The 15,866-nt window shown below is 50.7% G+C and carries 15 protein-coding genes and 3 pseudogenes; 12 read left to right on the forward strand and 6 right to left on the reverse strand.

Annotated elements, in window-relative coordinates; genetic code table 11:
• Positions 1 to 45 precede the first annotated feature (45 nt).
• Positions 46 to 375, reverse strand: coding sequence for a biofilm development regulator YmgB/AriR family protein (locus tag O1V66_RS01775; RefSeq protein WP_052673393.1), 330 nt, complete (start codon positions 373 to 375; stop codon positions 46 to 48).
• The gene (locus O1V66_RS01780) at positions 356 to 652 is read right to left on the reverse strand and encodes a hypothetical protein (RefSeq protein WP_045047441.1); all 297 of its coding nucleotides are present in this window, start codon (positions 650 to 652) and stop codon (positions 356 to 358) included. The genes O1V66_RS01775 and O1V66_RS01780 overlap by 20 nt, the downstream gene beginning before the upstream one ends.
• Before the next feature lie 862 nt (positions 653 to 1,514).
• On the opposite strand from O1V66_RS01780, the gene O1V66_RS01785 reads away from it, so the two are divergent.
• The gene (locus O1V66_RS01785; protein ID WP_045047440.1) at positions 1,515 to 2,195 is read left to right on the forward strand and encodes an SOS response-associated peptidase family protein; all 681 of its coding nucleotides are present in this window, start codon (positions 1,515 to 1,517) and stop codon (positions 2,193 to 2,195) included.
• A gap of 69 nt (positions 2,196 to 2,264) precedes the next feature.
• Here O1V66_RS01785 and O1V66_RS01790 read toward each other — a convergent pair.
• Positions 2,265 to 2,668: pseudogene (locus O1V66_RS01790) on the reverse strand (carboxymuconolactone decarboxylase family protein).
• A gap of 99 nt (positions 2,669 to 2,767) precedes the next feature.
• Between O1V66_RS01790 and O1V66_RS01795 the strand changes: the two are divergent.
• Positions 2,768 to 3,679: a LysR family transcriptional regulator gene (locus tag O1V66_RS01795; protein ID WP_045047438.1), complete on the forward strand. Its 912-nt coding sequence runs from the start codon at positions 2,768 to 2,770 to the stop codon at positions 3,677 to 3,679.
• A gap of 557 nt (positions 3,680 to 4,236) precedes the next feature.
• On the opposite strand, the gene O1V66_RS01800 is transcribed toward O1V66_RS01795, so the two are convergent.
• The 3 genes from O1V66_RS01800 to O1V66_RS01810 all read right to left on the reverse strand — a co-directional run bounded on the left by O1V66_RS01800 (position 4,237) and on the right by O1V66_RS01810 (position 7,326).
• Complete coding sequence (locus O1V66_RS01800; RefSeq protein ID WP_045047437.1) at positions 4,237 to 5,322, reverse strand: mechanosensitive ion channel family protein; 1,086 nt, start codon at positions 5,320 to 5,322, stop codon at positions 4,237 to 4,239.
• A gap of 160 nt (positions 5,323 to 5,482) precedes the next feature.
• Positions 5,483 to 6,220 carry a metallophosphoesterase gene (locus O1V66_RS01805; protein ID WP_045047436.1) on the reverse strand — a complete coding sequence of 246 codons (738 nt, stop codon included), beginning with the start codon at positions 6,218 to 6,220 and terminating at the stop codon, positions 5,483 to 5,485.
• Positions 6,221 to 6,327: 107 nt separating this feature from the next.
• On the reverse strand, positions 6,328 to 7,326 hold the full coding sequence (locus tag O1V66_RS01810) for a formate/nitrite transporter family protein (protein ID WP_045047435.1): 999 nt from the start codon (positions 7,324 to 7,326) through the stop codon (positions 6,328 to 6,330).
• Positions 7,327 to 7,615: 289 nt separating this feature from the next.
• Here O1V66_RS01810 and ccmA point away from each other — a divergent pair, with 289 nt between their 5' ends.
• The 10 genes and pseudogenes from ccmA (at position 7,616) to mlaA (ending at position 15,713) form a co-directional block, all read left to right on the forward strand.
• Positions 7,616 to 8,242 carry a cytochrome c biogenesis heme-transporting ATPase CcmA gene (gene ccmA / locus O1V66_RS01815; RefSeq protein WP_045047434.1) on the forward strand — a complete coding sequence of 209 codons (627 nt, stop codon included), beginning with the start codon at positions 7,616 to 7,618 and terminating at the stop codon, positions 8,240 to 8,242.
• Positions 8,242 to 8,901: a heme exporter protein CcmB gene (gene ccmB, locus O1V66_RS01820; RefSeq protein ID WP_045047433.1), complete on the forward strand. Its 660-nt coding sequence runs from the start codon at positions 8,242 to 8,244 to the stop codon at positions 8,899 to 8,901. The genes ccmA and ccmB overlap by 1 nt, the downstream gene beginning before the upstream one ends.
• A gap of 244 nt (positions 8,902 to 9,145) precedes the next feature.
• Positions 9,146 to 9,881, forward strand: a pseudogene (locus tag O1V66_RS01825) (heme ABC transporter permease).
• Entirely contained in the window at positions 9,881 to 10,132 is a 252-nt protein-coding gene (gene ccmD / locus O1V66_RS01830) for a heme exporter protein CcmD (RefSeq protein WP_045047431.1), read from the forward strand. The pseudogene O1V66_RS01825 and the gene ccmD overlap by 1 nt, the downstream one beginning before the upstream one ends.
• Complete coding sequence (gene ccmE, locus O1V66_RS01835) at positions 10,129 to 10,623, forward strand: cytochrome c maturation protein CcmE (protein WP_045047430.1); 495 nt, start codon at positions 10,129 to 10,131, stop codon at positions 10,621 to 10,623. The genes ccmD and ccmE overlap by 4 nt, the downstream gene beginning before the upstream one ends.
• Positions 10,620 to 12,593, forward strand: a complete 1,974-nt coding sequence (locus O1V66_RS01840) for a heme lyase CcmF/NrfE family subunit (protein WP_045047429.1) — start codon at positions 10,620 to 10,622, stop codon at positions 12,591 to 12,593. The genes ccmE and O1V66_RS01840 overlap by 4 nt, the downstream gene beginning before the upstream one ends.
• The gene (locus O1V66_RS01845; protein ID WP_045047428.1) at positions 12,590 to 13,141 is read left to right on the forward strand and encodes a DsbE family thiol:disulfide interchange protein; all 552 of its coding nucleotides are present in this window, start codon (positions 12,590 to 12,592) and stop codon (positions 13,139 to 13,141) included. The genes O1V66_RS01840 and O1V66_RS01845 overlap by 4 nt, the downstream gene beginning before the upstream one ends.
• Positions 13,138 to 13,594, forward strand: a pseudogene (locus O1V66_RS01850) (cytochrome c-type biogenesis protein). The gene O1V66_RS01845 and the pseudogene O1V66_RS01850 overlap by 4 nt, the downstream one beginning before the upstream one ends.
• Entirely contained in the window at positions 13,591 to 14,805 is a 1,215-nt protein-coding gene (ccmI, locus tag O1V66_RS01855) for a c-type cytochrome biogenesis protein CcmI (protein WP_045047426.1), read from the forward strand. The pseudogene O1V66_RS01850 and the gene ccmI overlap by 4 nt, the downstream one beginning before the upstream one ends.
• A gap of 32 nt (positions 14,806 to 14,837) precedes the next feature.
• Complete coding sequence (gene mlaA, locus O1V66_RS01860; RefSeq protein WP_045047425.1) at positions 14,838 to 15,713, forward strand: phospholipid-binding lipoprotein MlaA; 876 nt, start codon at positions 14,838 to 14,840, stop codon at positions 15,711 to 15,713.
• Positions 15,714 to 15,866: the final 153 nt, after the last annotated feature.

Genomic DNA, 15,866 nt, shown 5'->3' on the forward strand with positions numbered 1-15,866 from the left:
TTATAAAATGCCCACGTAAGTGGGCATGATATTTACATCTATATTTTAAGCATCGTCTGGTGTAGCAGAGACTACGGCTTGCAATGCATCTCTCAAAAGATCTTTTTGAGTCATACTGTCAGAAAACTCAAGTAGCAAAATGATTTGCAAGATAATATCTTTATTTGTAATAAAGCCACGTGCGAGTATAAGTTCATAAGCTATTGAACCTATGACCTCTTGTATACTACTGAAAATTCTTTCAAAGTGCATAGGACCCTTATCAAGCTTGATAGAATCCTTAGTCGATGAAACTTCATTAAAACCTGAATCGCTGAAAAGATAATCCTGAGATAAAAGCTCAGCATCAGAAGGCTTAGTGGTTCTTTTTGCCATTTGATAGTCCTTCAATGGAAAAATGCTGGAGTACATTGCCCGCATCACGAACAGAATAGTTCGTACTATTTGCGGAGGTGTTAATGGAGGTGTTTAGAGCAGAGATTGTTCTTTCGCAGGCTCGTTTAACGAGTGCGCTTTCTGAATCATCTGCCATCTTCTTAAGTTGTTCCATCAACTCACTAACTGTCACAGGCTTACCAGATTTCAGTAACGTTAAAACTGCATCCCCTATGAGAGTATCGTTCAAACTGGAGTCGTTTTCATCAATTCTCATAAATGAAGCTCTTTTTACTAGCATTAAAATTCATCAATTCATTAGCCTCAAATCGCAGCAGACATAAACCACGGCCAAAACTTAAAAATGATGTCCATTCATAATTGTCGCAAAACCCACAAGTTCATGCTCCATCGAACCTGACCACTTAACTGTCGTCGTATCAGGGTAAAGCGGGCGATTATGATACACAAAACTTATACATAGAACACCTTTTGTATAAGTTTTTTATGAATAGTTTCTTGAATGGGAATTGCAATAATTGTTTTAACAAATTTGGAATGTTAGCCGGAGTTTAGTTCTCGGGATGTTGTAGGTTGTTTTTGTCCTAACCATGATGTGCCGATGAACTTGAAAATTTGCTATGAAATGGGACTTGAAAGGAGAATGTAAAATTAATTTGATTAATTTTAAGTTGTGTACAGAAGGGGGTACATAAGTAAAGTGGATTGTCGTTTTTTTGCTAGTAAATACAGGTGCTTATCTATTTTTTTAACTTAGTCCGTTTAACTAAGGAGACGCTTTTTTGCACTAAAATGGTGAGTTCGTTGCGGGGGTATCCTAGCGTAAATGCTCATGTTTTTACAACCCTTACGTCGTCTTTCTTGATGCGCAAGCCAGAGATTCATAACCTTTTGAAAGAATAGAGTCGGCATGCGTCACAATGCACCTCGCCACGTTTAACAGAAGAATGGCAAAGCATTGAGTGAGGGGGCAAACCTTTCTAGTCGTGGTCATCGACTCCTGTCTGATTTCACGCCGTTTAGGAAACAGAATCGCGTTCACATCAAGGGATCCTTTCACATGGTTCGGGTTCGGCAACTGCTATGCTTAACTAGGGTGCCTAAAGCAGGAAAGATCTATGTGTGGCCGTTTTACGCAGTATGAAAGTCGAGACAACTATTTCGACGCGCTCGGGCTGACTCCCGACGATATTCTCTTTGATCCAGAACCTATCGGGCGCTATAACGTGGCTCCAGGCACTTCTGTGCTTTTGCTTCATCGACTTGATGGCGACTTTCACCTTGAGCCCGTTCATTGGGGATATGGGCCCGAATGGTGGCATAAAGCGCCATTGATTAATGCCCGCAGCGAAACGGCGGCTACCGGTCGCATGTTTAAACCCCTTTGGCGCACAGGGCGCGCTGTCGTGCCTGCCAATGGTTGGTTTGAGTGGAAACGCGACGGAGAGGCCAAACAACCTTACTTTATTCACCACAAGAGTGCGGTGCCACTATTTTTTGCAGCGATGGGTCATGCCCCTTTTGACAGAGATAATCCGGCTCAGGGTTTTGTCATTGTAACTGCCGCAAGTGACAGGGGACTCGTGGATATTCACGATAGAATGCCACTGGCGCTTGAACCCAAAGCCGCAATCGAGTGGATTAACCCTGAAAATACCCCTGAACAGTCTGAAGAGATAGTTAAAGAGGGCGCAGTAAAACTGGATAAATTTGCCTGGCATCCGGTAACAAAAAAAGTGGGGAATATCCGCAATAAAGGCCGTGACCTCATTGAAGAGATTGATGATGCCGAGGTGTAAAGTATCGGCATTATCTTTAGCACGACTGTACAGTATATTATCCATCAAAATTGACGGGTGTTAAATTCTTTATGTACTCTGCATTTCATTTTTAAGTGGTGCATTTAAAATATCCCTGATATTCACCAATGCATTGCGTACTGCCGCGCCTCCCGCATAAAACAGTAATTGCAAAACTGTCTCAATAATCTCTTCACGACGCGCACCTGCATTCAAGGCCGCCTGAGTATGTGCACGCAATTGAGGAACGGTATGCCCCATAGTTACGCAGGAAGCAATGACGACCAATTCACGGGTTTTGGCATCTAGGCCGGGTCGCGCAAGAATTCCCCCATTGCCCATTCAATCGATATATCCGTAAAGTCAGGACATATATCTGCCATATCTTTTCGTAAATCTTCTCCAGCACCATTGCCATATAGTTCATCAAAGAGTGCCATCCCGCGTCTACGAAGCTCTGGGTTAATATTCATGTTAATGTCCACTGTTAAGAAAAAATCTATTAAAGCCTACTAACACTTTTTGATAAACAGCGATATATTTTAATCTTTAACAAGTTTAACTTGGTAATCATGAATAAACTGGACAGTATGGCAGTATTTGCCCGTGTAGTGGAGCGGGGTAGTTTTAGCGCGGTTGCCGAAGAAATGAGGCTAAGCGGAACAATGATAGGGCTACACATAAAAGCGCTGGAAGAACACCTTGGCGTTCGTCTTTTAAACAGAACGACTCGCCGTCAGAGTCTGACCGATTTTGGACATGAGTATTATCAAAATTGCCGTCGAATTTTAGCAGATATTGAAGATGCCGAATCAGCTGCACTAACTTTGCACCAGAGTCCACGTGGAAAACTGAGAGTAGCCTGCCCCGTGTCATTTGGGGCTCATGCGCTTTCGCCCGCTTCTTCTAAATTTCTTATCACCTGGCCAGACATGAAATTAGATTTAGTGCTCAGTGATAAAGCGATGGATATGGCTGAAGAAGGCATTGACGTCATGATAAAAGTTGGTGAGTTGGAGCATGTTAATTCGTTGGTTGCTCGCCCTTTGGCGCCTTATCGCTCGGTTATCTGTGCTTCGCCTGCTTATATCAAAGAAGCGGGTCAACCTGTAACCCCCGATGAATTAACCCATCATCGTTGTCTAGGATTCGCACACCCTATAGCCGGGAGTGAATGGACATTGCAACGAAAAGGTAAACTCATCCAGATACCGGTAAATATTATTATGTCTGTGAATAGTGGTGAAGCATTACGAAATGCAGCATTAAATGGGCTGGGGATTATCATGCAACCAGAAATTCTTCTGGCAGAAGATTTGCGTAAAGGCAAACTAATACCTCTGTTTTCCGATTATCCACCGGTGGCAAAGCCTGTGCATATTTTGACCTTTGCGGATCGTCAGCAACTGCCAAAAATTCGTCTTTACGTTGATTTTCTAATACAACATTTCAAGGAGACGCTTTGCTGGACGAGTTGGGTATAGGGCCTTGAGCAAGGCGTTAGTAATATCTTTATGTTCATGTTTGTCATGTCAAGCAGATAATTAATAGGACTCTATAAACTTTAAGCAATTCTGATTGGGTGGAGTTTAGTCGTTGATAACTTAATAATGAAACATAGGGCATTAGCTGTCATTACTGCCCTGTTTTTGAGTGCAAGCTTCTATTTCAAGGCATTTAACAATACGGTTAGAATTATCAATAGCAGAGAAATCACTTGCATGAGTTATAAGAATTGTCTATGCCTGTGAGATTACGAGGTTTTTAACCATCATTTAACAGCTTGATTCTGTTTTTTTCTCCGTTAGTCGCCGCATGATAAAAATTCATTGTTCAAATAAGAAATGCTTTTTCTCGACTACCTTCTGATGCCATTATTTTTACCTCTTTCAAAGGCTCTGGTAACGGGTGCCACCCCTATAAAAATTTTGGGCAGTTTTTGTTTACAGTGAGAGCACCGTTGTTTTGCTAACTAAGCCCCCTTAAAAGTCCCTTTGCGAATCGCCAATATCGCCAACTTTCGCCAAAAAAAGAGGTGTGATTAATCCACGGCTTTCGGATTGTCATCTTTTTTATCGGACAGTGTGGCCCGTACGTGTGGAAGGCTCTGCGGATAATTTTGCTGGATGAACTCAATCATTTTTTCCCGCACGTGGCAGCGTAAATCCCAGGCTATAGGGGAGTTCTGTGCAGTCATCAACAATCTGATCGTCATGGTTTTATCAGTTGTATCGGTAACCTGAAGCACTTGTGTCTGCTGATCCCAAAGCCTTGTTTCGCTGAGTATTTTTTCAAAATGCTTGCGTAGTGGATCGAGGGGCATGGAATAATCGACGTAAAGAAACACGGAGCCCAATATTTGTGCGTTATTACGCGTCCAGTTCTGGAAGGCATTTTCCGTAAAGTATGTGATGGGCAGGACGAGTCGGCGCAGGTCCCAGATACGTACAACAACATACGTGAGGTTTATCTCCTCTATCCAGCCCCACTCATTTTCAACCACCACGGCATCGTCGATTTTTATGGGTTGAGTAAAGGCTATCTGAATTCCGGCAAACAGGTTGACGAGGGATTTCTGAAGGGCAAAACCTATTATTATTCCAGCAACCCCGGCACCGGCAAGAATGGTCGTGCCGAATTTACGCACACCAGGGAAATTGAGCAAGATTAAGGTAAGGCAGAATGCCACGAGTAAGACGATTGCGACCTTTTTGACATAGATAATTTGGGTGCGAATTTTACGGGCGCGAAGATTATTGGAAAGATTGATGTCGTAGCGTATGAAAAGCATATCCTGTGCAACATTAATCAATCTAATGAGAATGGAGCAAAATGACAATATGATGAAAATATTGACGGTGGTGGTAATAAAAGCCAGAGAATCTGGGTGTAGATTAATATAGTTGACCCCTACATTAATCAACAGTAAGGGGATGAACAGGAACATCGACCCGCGAAGATGCTTTTCAAGTGATTTAAAGAGCTTTCGATCACGATTCTGCCAGTAGCGAACGAATCTGAGAAGAATAAATCGAGCCAGGAATCCCAGTGCGAATGAGAGTGTGACGAGCAATACCGCAGGCACCCATAATGGAGCACCAGATAACTCACCGAAAATCATGGGCATTCTTTTCCCTTGTATCCAGCCAATAACCTTGGGCTATCAGCGCATGAATGAAATTTCAGTAACCTTTATCTTCCCGGTTAGCTGCAACTTGAATAGTCAACCTACATGATTGGAAAAGTAGTCCACTGACTCTGTGCCACTTTTCACCTCACCGTATCGGTTAAAGACTCACGTGATGGCTGGTAAGAATATTATTAACATAGCGGTGAATCATTAACGCGGGGGCATTCTCTGCCGGTGGAACATGTTCTGTGCCGAACCATAAAGGATTGGCCGGGCAGACTGAGCCACAGATATAAGCCGGGATACGGGCAAATACACTCGCTACGGGTCGATGCACATGCCCCGACGATATGGCCAGCACTTTGGCGCGTGTGTGCCTAATCAACTCTTCCAACTGGCCCAACCCTCTGCACATTGTTTCATCCAGCGTCGGTATGCCGGTTGCAAATACGTGATGATGCAAAAACACCAGCGACGGAGAATGATGTCCCTCTTTAAGTTGTCTATCGAGCCAGGTTAAATGGTTCGTCACAGAGCCATACTCTTCTGCATCAATTTTGGTATCCAGACCTATTAATCGTAGACCATCCAAATCGTAGAGAAAGTGAAGGGCATTGTTTGACGCATCCTGCACCCATCGATTCTTACCCCATTCAGCAAGCATTGCATGGCGGTCGTCTGAATTACCCGGAAGCATAAGTGAAGGATAAGACTGATGATTCAGCCGACTGGCAATCTGTCGGTAACCTTCCTGCCACTGCCCGTCTATCAAATCACCGGTTAATACCAGGACGTCCGGTGACATGTGTTCAAGCCACGTCAGTACATGTTCGAAGCGGAGCAGATGATCATTCTGGGGCGAAGCGTGAATATCTGACACCTGCGCTATCAGCATAAAGCCCTCCAAGAATTATTAAGAACAAGGCAGGCCAGAAATTCACTCGGACTTCCTTTAGCATTCAGGTTATCCGCCATGCTCAAATAGCGATTAAACGACTAAGCTTATTGCGCGTTTTTATCATGGCCCGGCCGTTTCTTGATGTCCTGACCTCTATTTTTGCCACCGGTTTGCCCCTTGTCGCTATCCTTGTCTTTACCTTCGAGTTCCTGGGCTTTCTTGCGCTCATTGCTCAAATCGTTGCGGATCTGCGCGTGACTGATCAATGCAAAAATAAAAGTACCGCCAATGATATTGCCCGCGAGAGTCGGCAGGGCGAAAGGCCACAGAAACGCTTCCCAAGGAAGAGTGCCGGACAGCACAAGATAGAGCACCTCGACGGAGCCGACGACAATATGGGTAAGATTGCCGATGGCGACCAGATAGGTCATAAGGAGGATAACCCAGATTTTGGCGGCTCCGGCGCTGGGCTGCATCCAGACCATTGTCGCAATCAACCAGCCTGATACCACACCCCCGACAAACATGCCTGCAGGATCTTTTTCCATCACCTCAAGACTAATGGTTGTCATCGCGTGAAGAATAGAGGGTTCGAACAGGGGTAAATAGATAAACGCCAGTGATGCACAGGCCGCGCCAATAAGGTTGCCGGCCAAGACCACGCCCCAGAGACGGAATAAAATACCAAAATTCTTAAGGGTGGGTTTGTGCATGACGGGGAGCACGGCGGTGACGGTGTTTTCGGTAAACAACTGCTGGCGCGCCATAATAACGATGATAAACCCGACGGTATAACCTAGATTTTCCAGAAAGAACCGCGCCGGAGTGTCTTCCAGCTGTTCATGTAAAATGCCTTTGGTCACCAGCGATGCGCTAATCGACAGACCTGCGGCAATCGCCGACCACATCAGCGCCAGCCCATCGCGCTCAAGCTCTTTTTCACCTTCCATTCGAATCTGTTCATGCACTGCGGCCGCGCGTGAGGGCAGATTTTCTTCGTCTACCTCAATCTCGGTGCCTTCCTCTTCTTCTTTGCTGTCAACTTCCGGGCCATCGGTAATCGATTCTTTGGCGGCATGCGCGGCATTGGAACGTTGATTCATGTAAAACCCCTTGGCGTAAAATCTTGCGCAAAACGCGTCACTCAAGAAAAAGTGATGCGTTAACATTTTGTTTCATTCACTAAGCATAGGTGAGTTTTTGTGCATTTCGCGGGGTGGAATCGTTTATTCGGAAAAATAACAATCTATTAACGTTTTGTTATTAGATGCTAAAAGCTGTATTAGTTCTGTAAAATTCAAGTTAGATAGCGGTAAACTGCGCTGCCAGAACCTACAGGGTTTGTAAGGCTTATGTTATGATGCCCGTTCCCAAAGAGAAGAGACTCGCCCCATGTTTGAAGCGCTTGACCTTAGTTGTGTTCGTGATGAACGAACCCTGTTTAGCGGCTTAAGTTTCACCATTCAACCGGGCGAGATAGTCCAGATAGAAGGCCATAACGGGGCAGGTAAAACCAGTTTGCTGCGTATTCTTGCGGGCCTGTCGGCACCGGAAGAAGGGGAAGTGCGCTGGGAAGGGCATAATACCCGTCGTCAGCGTGAGACTTTTCACTCGCATTTGCTGTATCTCGGCCATCAGCCAGGGATAAAATCGGTGCTGACCGCATATGAAAATCTGGCTTTTTATCAGTCAGATAAAGGAAATGAAGCGCAAGACGCCATTTTCGATGCGCTGGAGCAGGTCGGCTTGCTAGGGTACGAAGACGTTGTTGTGGCCCAGCTTTCGGCGGGTCAGCAGCGCCGCGTTGCGCTTGCCAGATTGTGGATTAGCCGTGCGCCGCTGTGGATTTTGGATGAACCCCTGACTGCCATTGACAAACAGGGCGTCGCCACGTTGATTGAACTTTTTGAACGTCATGCCCGGAACGGCGGCATGGTGTTGTTAACCACCCATCAGGATTTGCCGGGCGTAGGTCGCGCAGTGCGTAAAATACGTCTGACAAGTACAGAGTCAGTCTAATGTTTGTTAAAGTATTTCGTCGTGAACTGAAAATTGCTTTCCGAAAAAGCGCCGAGATTATTAATCCGCTGTGGTTTTTCCTGATTGTCATTACGCTGTTTCCGCTAGGTATCGGCCCTGAACCCACGTTGCTGGCGCGTATTGCTCCGGGCATTGTCTGGGTAGCGGCGCTGTTATCTTCTCTGCTTTCTCTCGAACGCCTGTTCCGCGACGACTATCTCGATGGCTCGCTGGAGCAGCTCCTGCTGCTGCCCGCGCCGCTCACACTCACGGTTATCGGCAAAGTGTGTGCTCACTGGGTAGTAACCGGTCTGCCGCTGCTTATCCTCTCTCCGCTCATTGCCCTGCTGCTCTCGCTGGATTTTAAAACCTGGGAAGCCGTCGCGCTGACGCTGCTGCTGGGCACGCCGACCTTAAGTTTTATTGGCGCGATTGGCGTGGCACTGACCGTAGGATTAAGAAAGGGCGGCGTATTGCTGAGTCTGCTGGTCTTGCCGCTGTATATTCCGGTGCTGATATTTTCAACGGGCGCAATCGATGCGGCGTCCATGGCGATGCCTATCGGGGGTTACCTGGCGATTCTGGGCGCGATGCTGGCGGGCAGTATCACTCTTGCCCCTTTTGCCACGTCGGCTGCACTGCGAGTGAGTGTGCACTAGCAAACTTATATAAGGCAGGGGAAATATGTCTATAGCCCCCATAAAGCCTAATGTTTTTACGAGTAGTTACAATACGGCTGAAAAAACGCAACCTTTGACTAACATCACACTTCTCGATAGTGAACAATAGAGAACATGCTTAAAAGAGCGGAAGGCGACGGAAACGCCCCTGACTGTTCAAGGTAACAGAGCTAAAGGTTACGGCATTCAACACGATTTAATTTTAATATGAGCACCAATAATAATGTGGAAATGGTTACATCAACTCGCAAGGCCTGAGCGGCTTTACCACGTCTGCGGCCGTTTTATTCCCTGGCTCGCCATCGCGGGCGCTGTCTGTCTTCTTGTCGGCTGGGTCTGGGGCTTCGGCTACGCACCGCCCGACTATCAGCAGGGAAACAGTTATCGCATCATGTATATTCATGTGCCGGCCGCGATTTGGTCGATGGGTATCTATAGCTCAATGGCGATTGCCGCATTTATCGGCCTGGTCTGGCAGATGAAAATGTCCGAGCTGGCGATGGCGGCGATGGCACCTGTCGGCGCGGTGTTTACCCTGATTGCGCTGGTGACCGGTGCGGCCTGGGGCAAGCCGATGTGGGGAACCTGGTGGGTCTGGGACGCGCGTCTCACCTCCGAGCTGGTGCTGCTGTTCCTCTATCTGGGCGTGATCGCGCTCTACAATTCGTTTGACGATCGCCGCACCGCAGGCCGTGCCGCCGGAATTCTAGTGCTGGTGGGCGTGGTCAACATTCCCATCATTCACTACTCCGTACAGTGGTGGAACACGCTTCATCAGGGTTCCAGCGACTTTGGTAAAACGATTGATCCGAGCATGCGTTATCCGCTGGTTCTGGGCGGTGTTCGGCTATCTGTTCTTCTTTATTACGCTGACCCTGATGAGACTGCGTAACGGCATCATCAATCAGGAGCGCCTGCGCCCGTGGGTGGCATCGCTTGTCAACAAGGAGCGCGGCTGATGAACGCAGCATTCCCTACCTGGCAGGCTTTCTTCGCGATGGGCGGTTACGCCTTCTATGTCTGGCTGTCTGTCATCGTAACGCTTGCGGCGCTTATCGGCATCGTGGCGCATACCGTCTGGCATCGTCGTCAGCTGCTGGCGGAAATCCGCCGTCGTCAGTCTCGCGAGCAGCGCATCCGTCAATCGAAAAAACAGACCCACGCCGCCGCGTCCCGGTCGCCGGAACCCAGCCGGGAGAAGTCATTGTGAATCCACGTCGTAAAAATCGTATGTATCTGGCGCTCATCGTGCTGGTCGGCCTCGGGCTTGCCACCACGCTCGTGATGTATGCGCTGCGCTCCAACATCGACCTGTTTTACACGCCGAGCGAAATATTGCAGGGCAAAGGGCAGGATCATGAAATGCCAACCGTCGGCCAGCGCCTGCGCATCGGTGGCATGGTGATGCCGGGTTCCGTCAAGCGCGATGACAAGACGCTGGAAGTGCATTTTAAAATCTACGATGCGCGGGGCGCTATCGCCGTGACCTATTACGGCATTCTCCCCGACCTGTTCCGGGAAGGGCAGGGCGTTGTGGCACAGGGCGTAATGGAAGCCAATAACGTGGTCATGGCGAAGCAGGTTCTTGCCAAGCATGACGAAAACTATGTTCCACCGGAAGTGAAAGACGCAATGAAAGATAATCATACGGGGCCTGCCTCGGCGTACGTTGCTCCTGCGAAAGGAAACGGCCAGTCATGATCCCTGAAATAGGTACCTTTGCTCTGTGTCTGGCGCTGGGTCTGTCAACGTTATTGAGCATTTATCCCCAGTGGGGCGCTTCACGGCAGGACGCACGGATGATGGCGATGGCCCGTCCGCTGTCTTACGGCATGTTCGGCTGTATTCTGCTGGCCTTTATCATTCTGGTTCACGCCTTCGTGGTGAACGATTTCTCCGTGGCTTACGTCGCCAACAACTCCAATACCCATTTGCCGGTTTACTACCGAATGGCGGCCACCTGGGGCGCGCACGAAGGCTCGCTGCTCTTGTGGGTGCTGCTGCTGAGTTGCTGGACCACCGCGGTGGCGCTGTTTAGCCGCCGGATGCCGAACGACGCCGTCGCGCGCGTTCTGGCGGTAATGGGGCTTATCACCACCGGCTTCCTGCTGTTTATTCTGCTGACTTCCAACCCGTTTCTGCGCACGCTGCCGAATTTCCCGATTGACGGCAGCGACCTGAATCCGGTGTTGCAGGATATCGGTCTGATTTTCCACCCGCCTATCCTTTATATGGGATATGTTGGATTCTCGGTCGCCTTTGCGTTTGCGATTGCCTCGCTGATGGCCGGGCGTCTGGATACCGCCTGGGCACGCTGGTCGCGTCCGTGGACGCAGGCGGCGTGGGTATTTTTGACCATCGGCATCGTGCTGGGTTCGGCCTGGGCCTATTACGAGCTTGGCTGGGGCGGCTGGTGGTTCTGGGACCCGGTCGAAAACGCCTCCTTTATGCCGTGGCTCGCCGGTACGGCACTGATTCACTCGCTGGCCGTGACCGAAAAACGCGGCACCTTCAAGGCGTGGACCGTGCTGCTGGCTATCACCTGTTTCTCGCTGTGCCTGCTCGGGACCTTCCTGGTGCGTTCGGGCGTGCTGGTTTCCGTGCACTCCTTTGCCTCGGATCCTGCTCGCGGCATGTTTATCCTCGCCTATCTGGTGATTGTTATCGGCAGTTCGCTGCTGCTTTATGCCATTAAAGGCAACACCGTGCGGGCGCCGAGCCGCCATGAGCCGTATTCCCGCGAGAGTTTCCTGCTCGGCAACAACGTGCTGCTGGTCGCCGCGATGCTGGTGGTGCTTCTCGGTACGCTGCTGCCGCTGGTTCATAAACAGCTGGGCCTCGGCAGTATTTCGATTGGCGAACCCTTCTTCAACACCATGTTTACCTGGTTGATGGCACCGATGGCGCTGCTGCTCGGGATTGGTCCGCTGGTGCGCTGGCGTCGTGACGAGCCGAGCAAGCTGTGGCGTCGTCTGGGCCTTGCGCTGGTGGTGACATTGCTGCTCTCCATTTTGCTGCCGTGGCTGTTGCAGGACAAAATCGTCGGCATGACGGTCGTTGGCATGATGATGTCGGTGTGGGTGATTTTACTGACGCTGATGGAGCTGCACGAGCGCGCGACGCACCGCCACAGCTTCTGGCGCGGGCTGACGCACCTTTCACGCAGCCATTGGGGCATGGTGCTCGGGCATCTTGGCGTCGCGGTAACGGTTATCGGCATTGCCTTTAGCCAGAACTACAGCGTCGAACGCGATGTGCGCATGAAAGCGGGTGACAGCGTAGACATTCAGGGTTATCACTTTGAATTTCGCAGCCTCACCGACATTCAAGGCTCCAACTACACGGGCGGCGAAGCCAATATCGACGTCACTCGCGACGGCAAATTCGTCACGCAGCTGCACGCCGAAAAACGTTACTACAGCGTTGCGCGCAGCATGATGACCGAAGCCGCCATCGACGGCAATCTGGCCCGTGACCTGTATGCCGCCCTCGGCGAAGAGCTGGACGACGGCTCGTGGGCGGTGCGTCTCTATTACAAACCGTTTGTGCGCTGGATCTGGCTGGGCGGTCTGTTTATGGCGGTCGGCGGTGTTCTGTGTATTCTCGATCCGCGTTACAGAATGACCAAAAAACTCAAACGTCAGGGCAAAGCCGCGGTGGAGGAAGTATGAGCCGTAAGATTCTCTTTATACCGCTGTTTCTTTTTCTGGCGCTGGCGGCGGCGTTTCTGGTGCAGTTGACCCGCAACGCCAATGGCGACGACCCTACGTTGCTGGAGTCCGCGCTGGTCGGCAAACCGGTGCCGGTTTTCAAGCTCGAATCGCTGTTCGAGCCGGGCAAGACATACGATCAGGCGGTGTTCCACACAGGCCAGCCGATTCTGCTCAATGTCTGGGCGACGTGGTGTCCGACCTGTCGCGCCGAGCATGATTATCTCAATACGCTGGCTGCGAAGGGCGTGCACGTCGTGGGCCTGAACTACAAGGACGACCGCAACAAGGCAGTTAACTGGCTGAATACGTTAGGTAATCCCTATGCCTTGAGCCTGTATGACGGCGATGGCATGCTTGGCCTCGATCTCGGCGTTTACGGCGCGCCCGAAACCTTCCTGATCGACGGCAACGGCATCGTACGTTATCGCCATGCCGGCGATCTCAACGAGCAGGTGTGGCAGAAGGAAGTGCGTCCGCTTTATAACAAATACGGAGGCAAGGCATGAGGATCCTGGCGCTATTTTTAGGCATGGTGCTGAGCTTTAGCGTATTTGCCGCCATCGATACCTACCAGTTCACGTCGCCGCAGCAGGAGCAGCAATACCGTCAGTTGACAGAAACAGCTGCGCTGCCCGAAATGTCAGAACACCAATATTGCCGCTTCGGACTCGATTATTGCGGCGGATATGCGCACCAAAGTGTATCAGTTGTTGAATCAGGGGCAGTCGAGCAAGCAGATTATCGATTATATGGTCGCGCGCTACGGCAACTTTGTGACTTACGAGCCGCCGGTGACGCCGTCGACGCTGATTTTGTGGGTTGGACCAGCGCTGTTCGTGCTGGTCGGCGCGCTGGTTATTATTTTACGCGCCCGTCGCCGACCGGGTGAGCAGATGTCTTCGCAGGAGCAACAGCGTTTGGCGCGTCTGCTTGGCGAAAGTGACGGGAAAGAATCATGATTGTTTTTTGGCTGGTCATTGTTGTACTGGTGCTGATGGGCATCGCGCTGTTTATCGTGCCGGTCATTCGCGGCGATCGTGCGGATCTGGCGACAAGCCGCGACGACCTGAACAAGGCGTTTTATCATCACCGCCTGACCGAACTGGAAGAAGATGAAGATCAGGGCGTGGTCACCGATCGTCCCTTGTTTGTCAAAGAGTTGCAGGAGAATCTGCTAAGCGATATTCCGGGGCAGTCGAGCAGGGTCGGCAAGCCCATCCCGCGTTGGACGCTGGTGCCGGGCGCGTTGCTGCTGGTCATCGTTACCTGTGGTTTCTACCTTTATACGGGGGGACTGGCTCAGGTCAGCGCCTGGAATCAGGTCATGAAAAGCATGCCGGAACTGCGTGAGCGCGTCGCCGATGTCAACGCCAAACCGCTCGACATGATGGATATTCAGAACCTCGGCCTGGGGTTGCGTACCGATTTGCAGGCGGATCCGAACAATGCCAAAGACTGGCTGATGCTCGGACGTGTGGGCATGGCGTTGAACAACGCCAGCACCGCGACGCAGGCTTTCGCCCATGCCTACGCACTTTCCCCCAATGATATGGACATCAAACTGGGTTATGCTGACGTCCTGACGCGTTCTACCGATCCTCAGGATAATATCAATGGCGGCAATATGCTGCGCGATATGCTGGAACATAATCAGGGTAATCTGCAGGTATTGAGTTTACTGGCATATAATGAATACGAGCAGGGTCACTATCCGCAGGCGATAGGGGCGTGGCAGGTGATGTTGAAGATTCTGCCCGCCAATGACAAGCGCACCGAAATGGTCAAGGCCAGCATTGAGCAGGCCAATGCCAAATCGGGGATGGATAAGGTCAAGTTAGGCGTTGCCGTGGCGCTGTCGCCGCGTGCGCAGCAGCAGCTTCCGCAGCAGGGCACGGTATTTATTTCGGTGACGGACGGCAGCACGCCGGTGCCGGTTGCCGTCAAAAAGCTGCCGCTCAGTCGCTTCCCGCTGTCCACAACGGTTGACGATACCAATGCCATGATGCCTCAGCGCTTGCTTTCTTCGCTGCATCAATTAAAAGTACGAGTACGTATTTCACAAAATGGCCTCGCGACCCCGTCATCAGGCGACTGGTACGGCGACAGTCCGCTGACCGACTTCTCGGGAACCGGACAGGTCAACATTGAAATTAATCAGCAGGTTCCCTAAGCGGGAGCCGAAGCATAAACAGGGAGATCATAATGGACTTTCGCCTGACTGGGCTGGCGTTTGCCACATTATTTTTAGTGGGCTGTGCGGGAAGTGGAGACAAACCGAAATCGCTGGTAACGCCATCGGCCACGGCGCCGACCACGGCGTCTGCGACCGGCAAGGCACCGACGGCGGCGGATGCGTCGAATCCACCGGCTCCCCAAGAGGTCGATCCTCAACTTGGCGGGCGCTCTGATCCCTTGCAGGGTTTTAACCGCACGATGTTCGACTTCAACTACAACGTGCTCGATCCCTATGTTTTACGCCCGGTCGCCGTGGCGTGGCGCGACTATTTGCCGTCGCCTGCGCGTAATGGCCTAAGTAACTTCTTCGACAACCTGAGTGAGCCGTCTACGATGGTGAACTACTTTGTTGAAGGAAACATCAATGAAGGGGCGAAGCACTTTACCCGTTTCTTCCTCAATACCATCCTCGGGATGGGCGGTCTGATTGACGTCGCCTCGATGGCCAATCCGGATCTGGCAAAAGAAGAGCCGCACCGCTTCGGCAGTACGCTTGGGCATTATGGCGTCGGTTACGGCACCTACGCGGTATTGCCGGGTTACGGCAGCTTTACGCCGCGTGAAGACGTCGGCGGTCTGGTCGATGACCTCTACTTCCCGCTGAGCTATCTGACCTGGTGGATGACGGCAGGCAAGTGGGCGATTCAGGGCATCGAAACCCGGGCACAGCTGCTGGACTCCGACGGTCTGCTGAAGAACTCGTCCGATCCTTACGAGTTCCTGCGTGCGGCCTACTTCCAGCATCATGACTTCCTCGCCAATGGCGGCAAGCTGACGCCGGTTGACAACCCTAACGCTGCGGCGATTCAGGGTGATCTTGACAGCATCGATTCAGATAACTAAGACTGAAAAGCGTCTGCTATAACTGAAAGGTTATCTCGTTCGCAGTAAAATCCCGTGAGGCCTGGCTTGAAAAAGTCCGGCCTCATTTTTTTGCTTTATCCTCACGCAAATGCCATGCCTGCCCGCAGCCATCCCCTCTCAAAATGAAACCTT

The sequence above is a fragment of the Rouxiella chamberiensis genome (assembly GCF_026967475.1).
GTDB classification, from domain to species: domain Bacteria; phylum Pseudomonadota; class Gammaproteobacteria; order Enterobacterales; family Enterobacteriaceae; genus Rouxiella; species Rouxiella chamberiensis.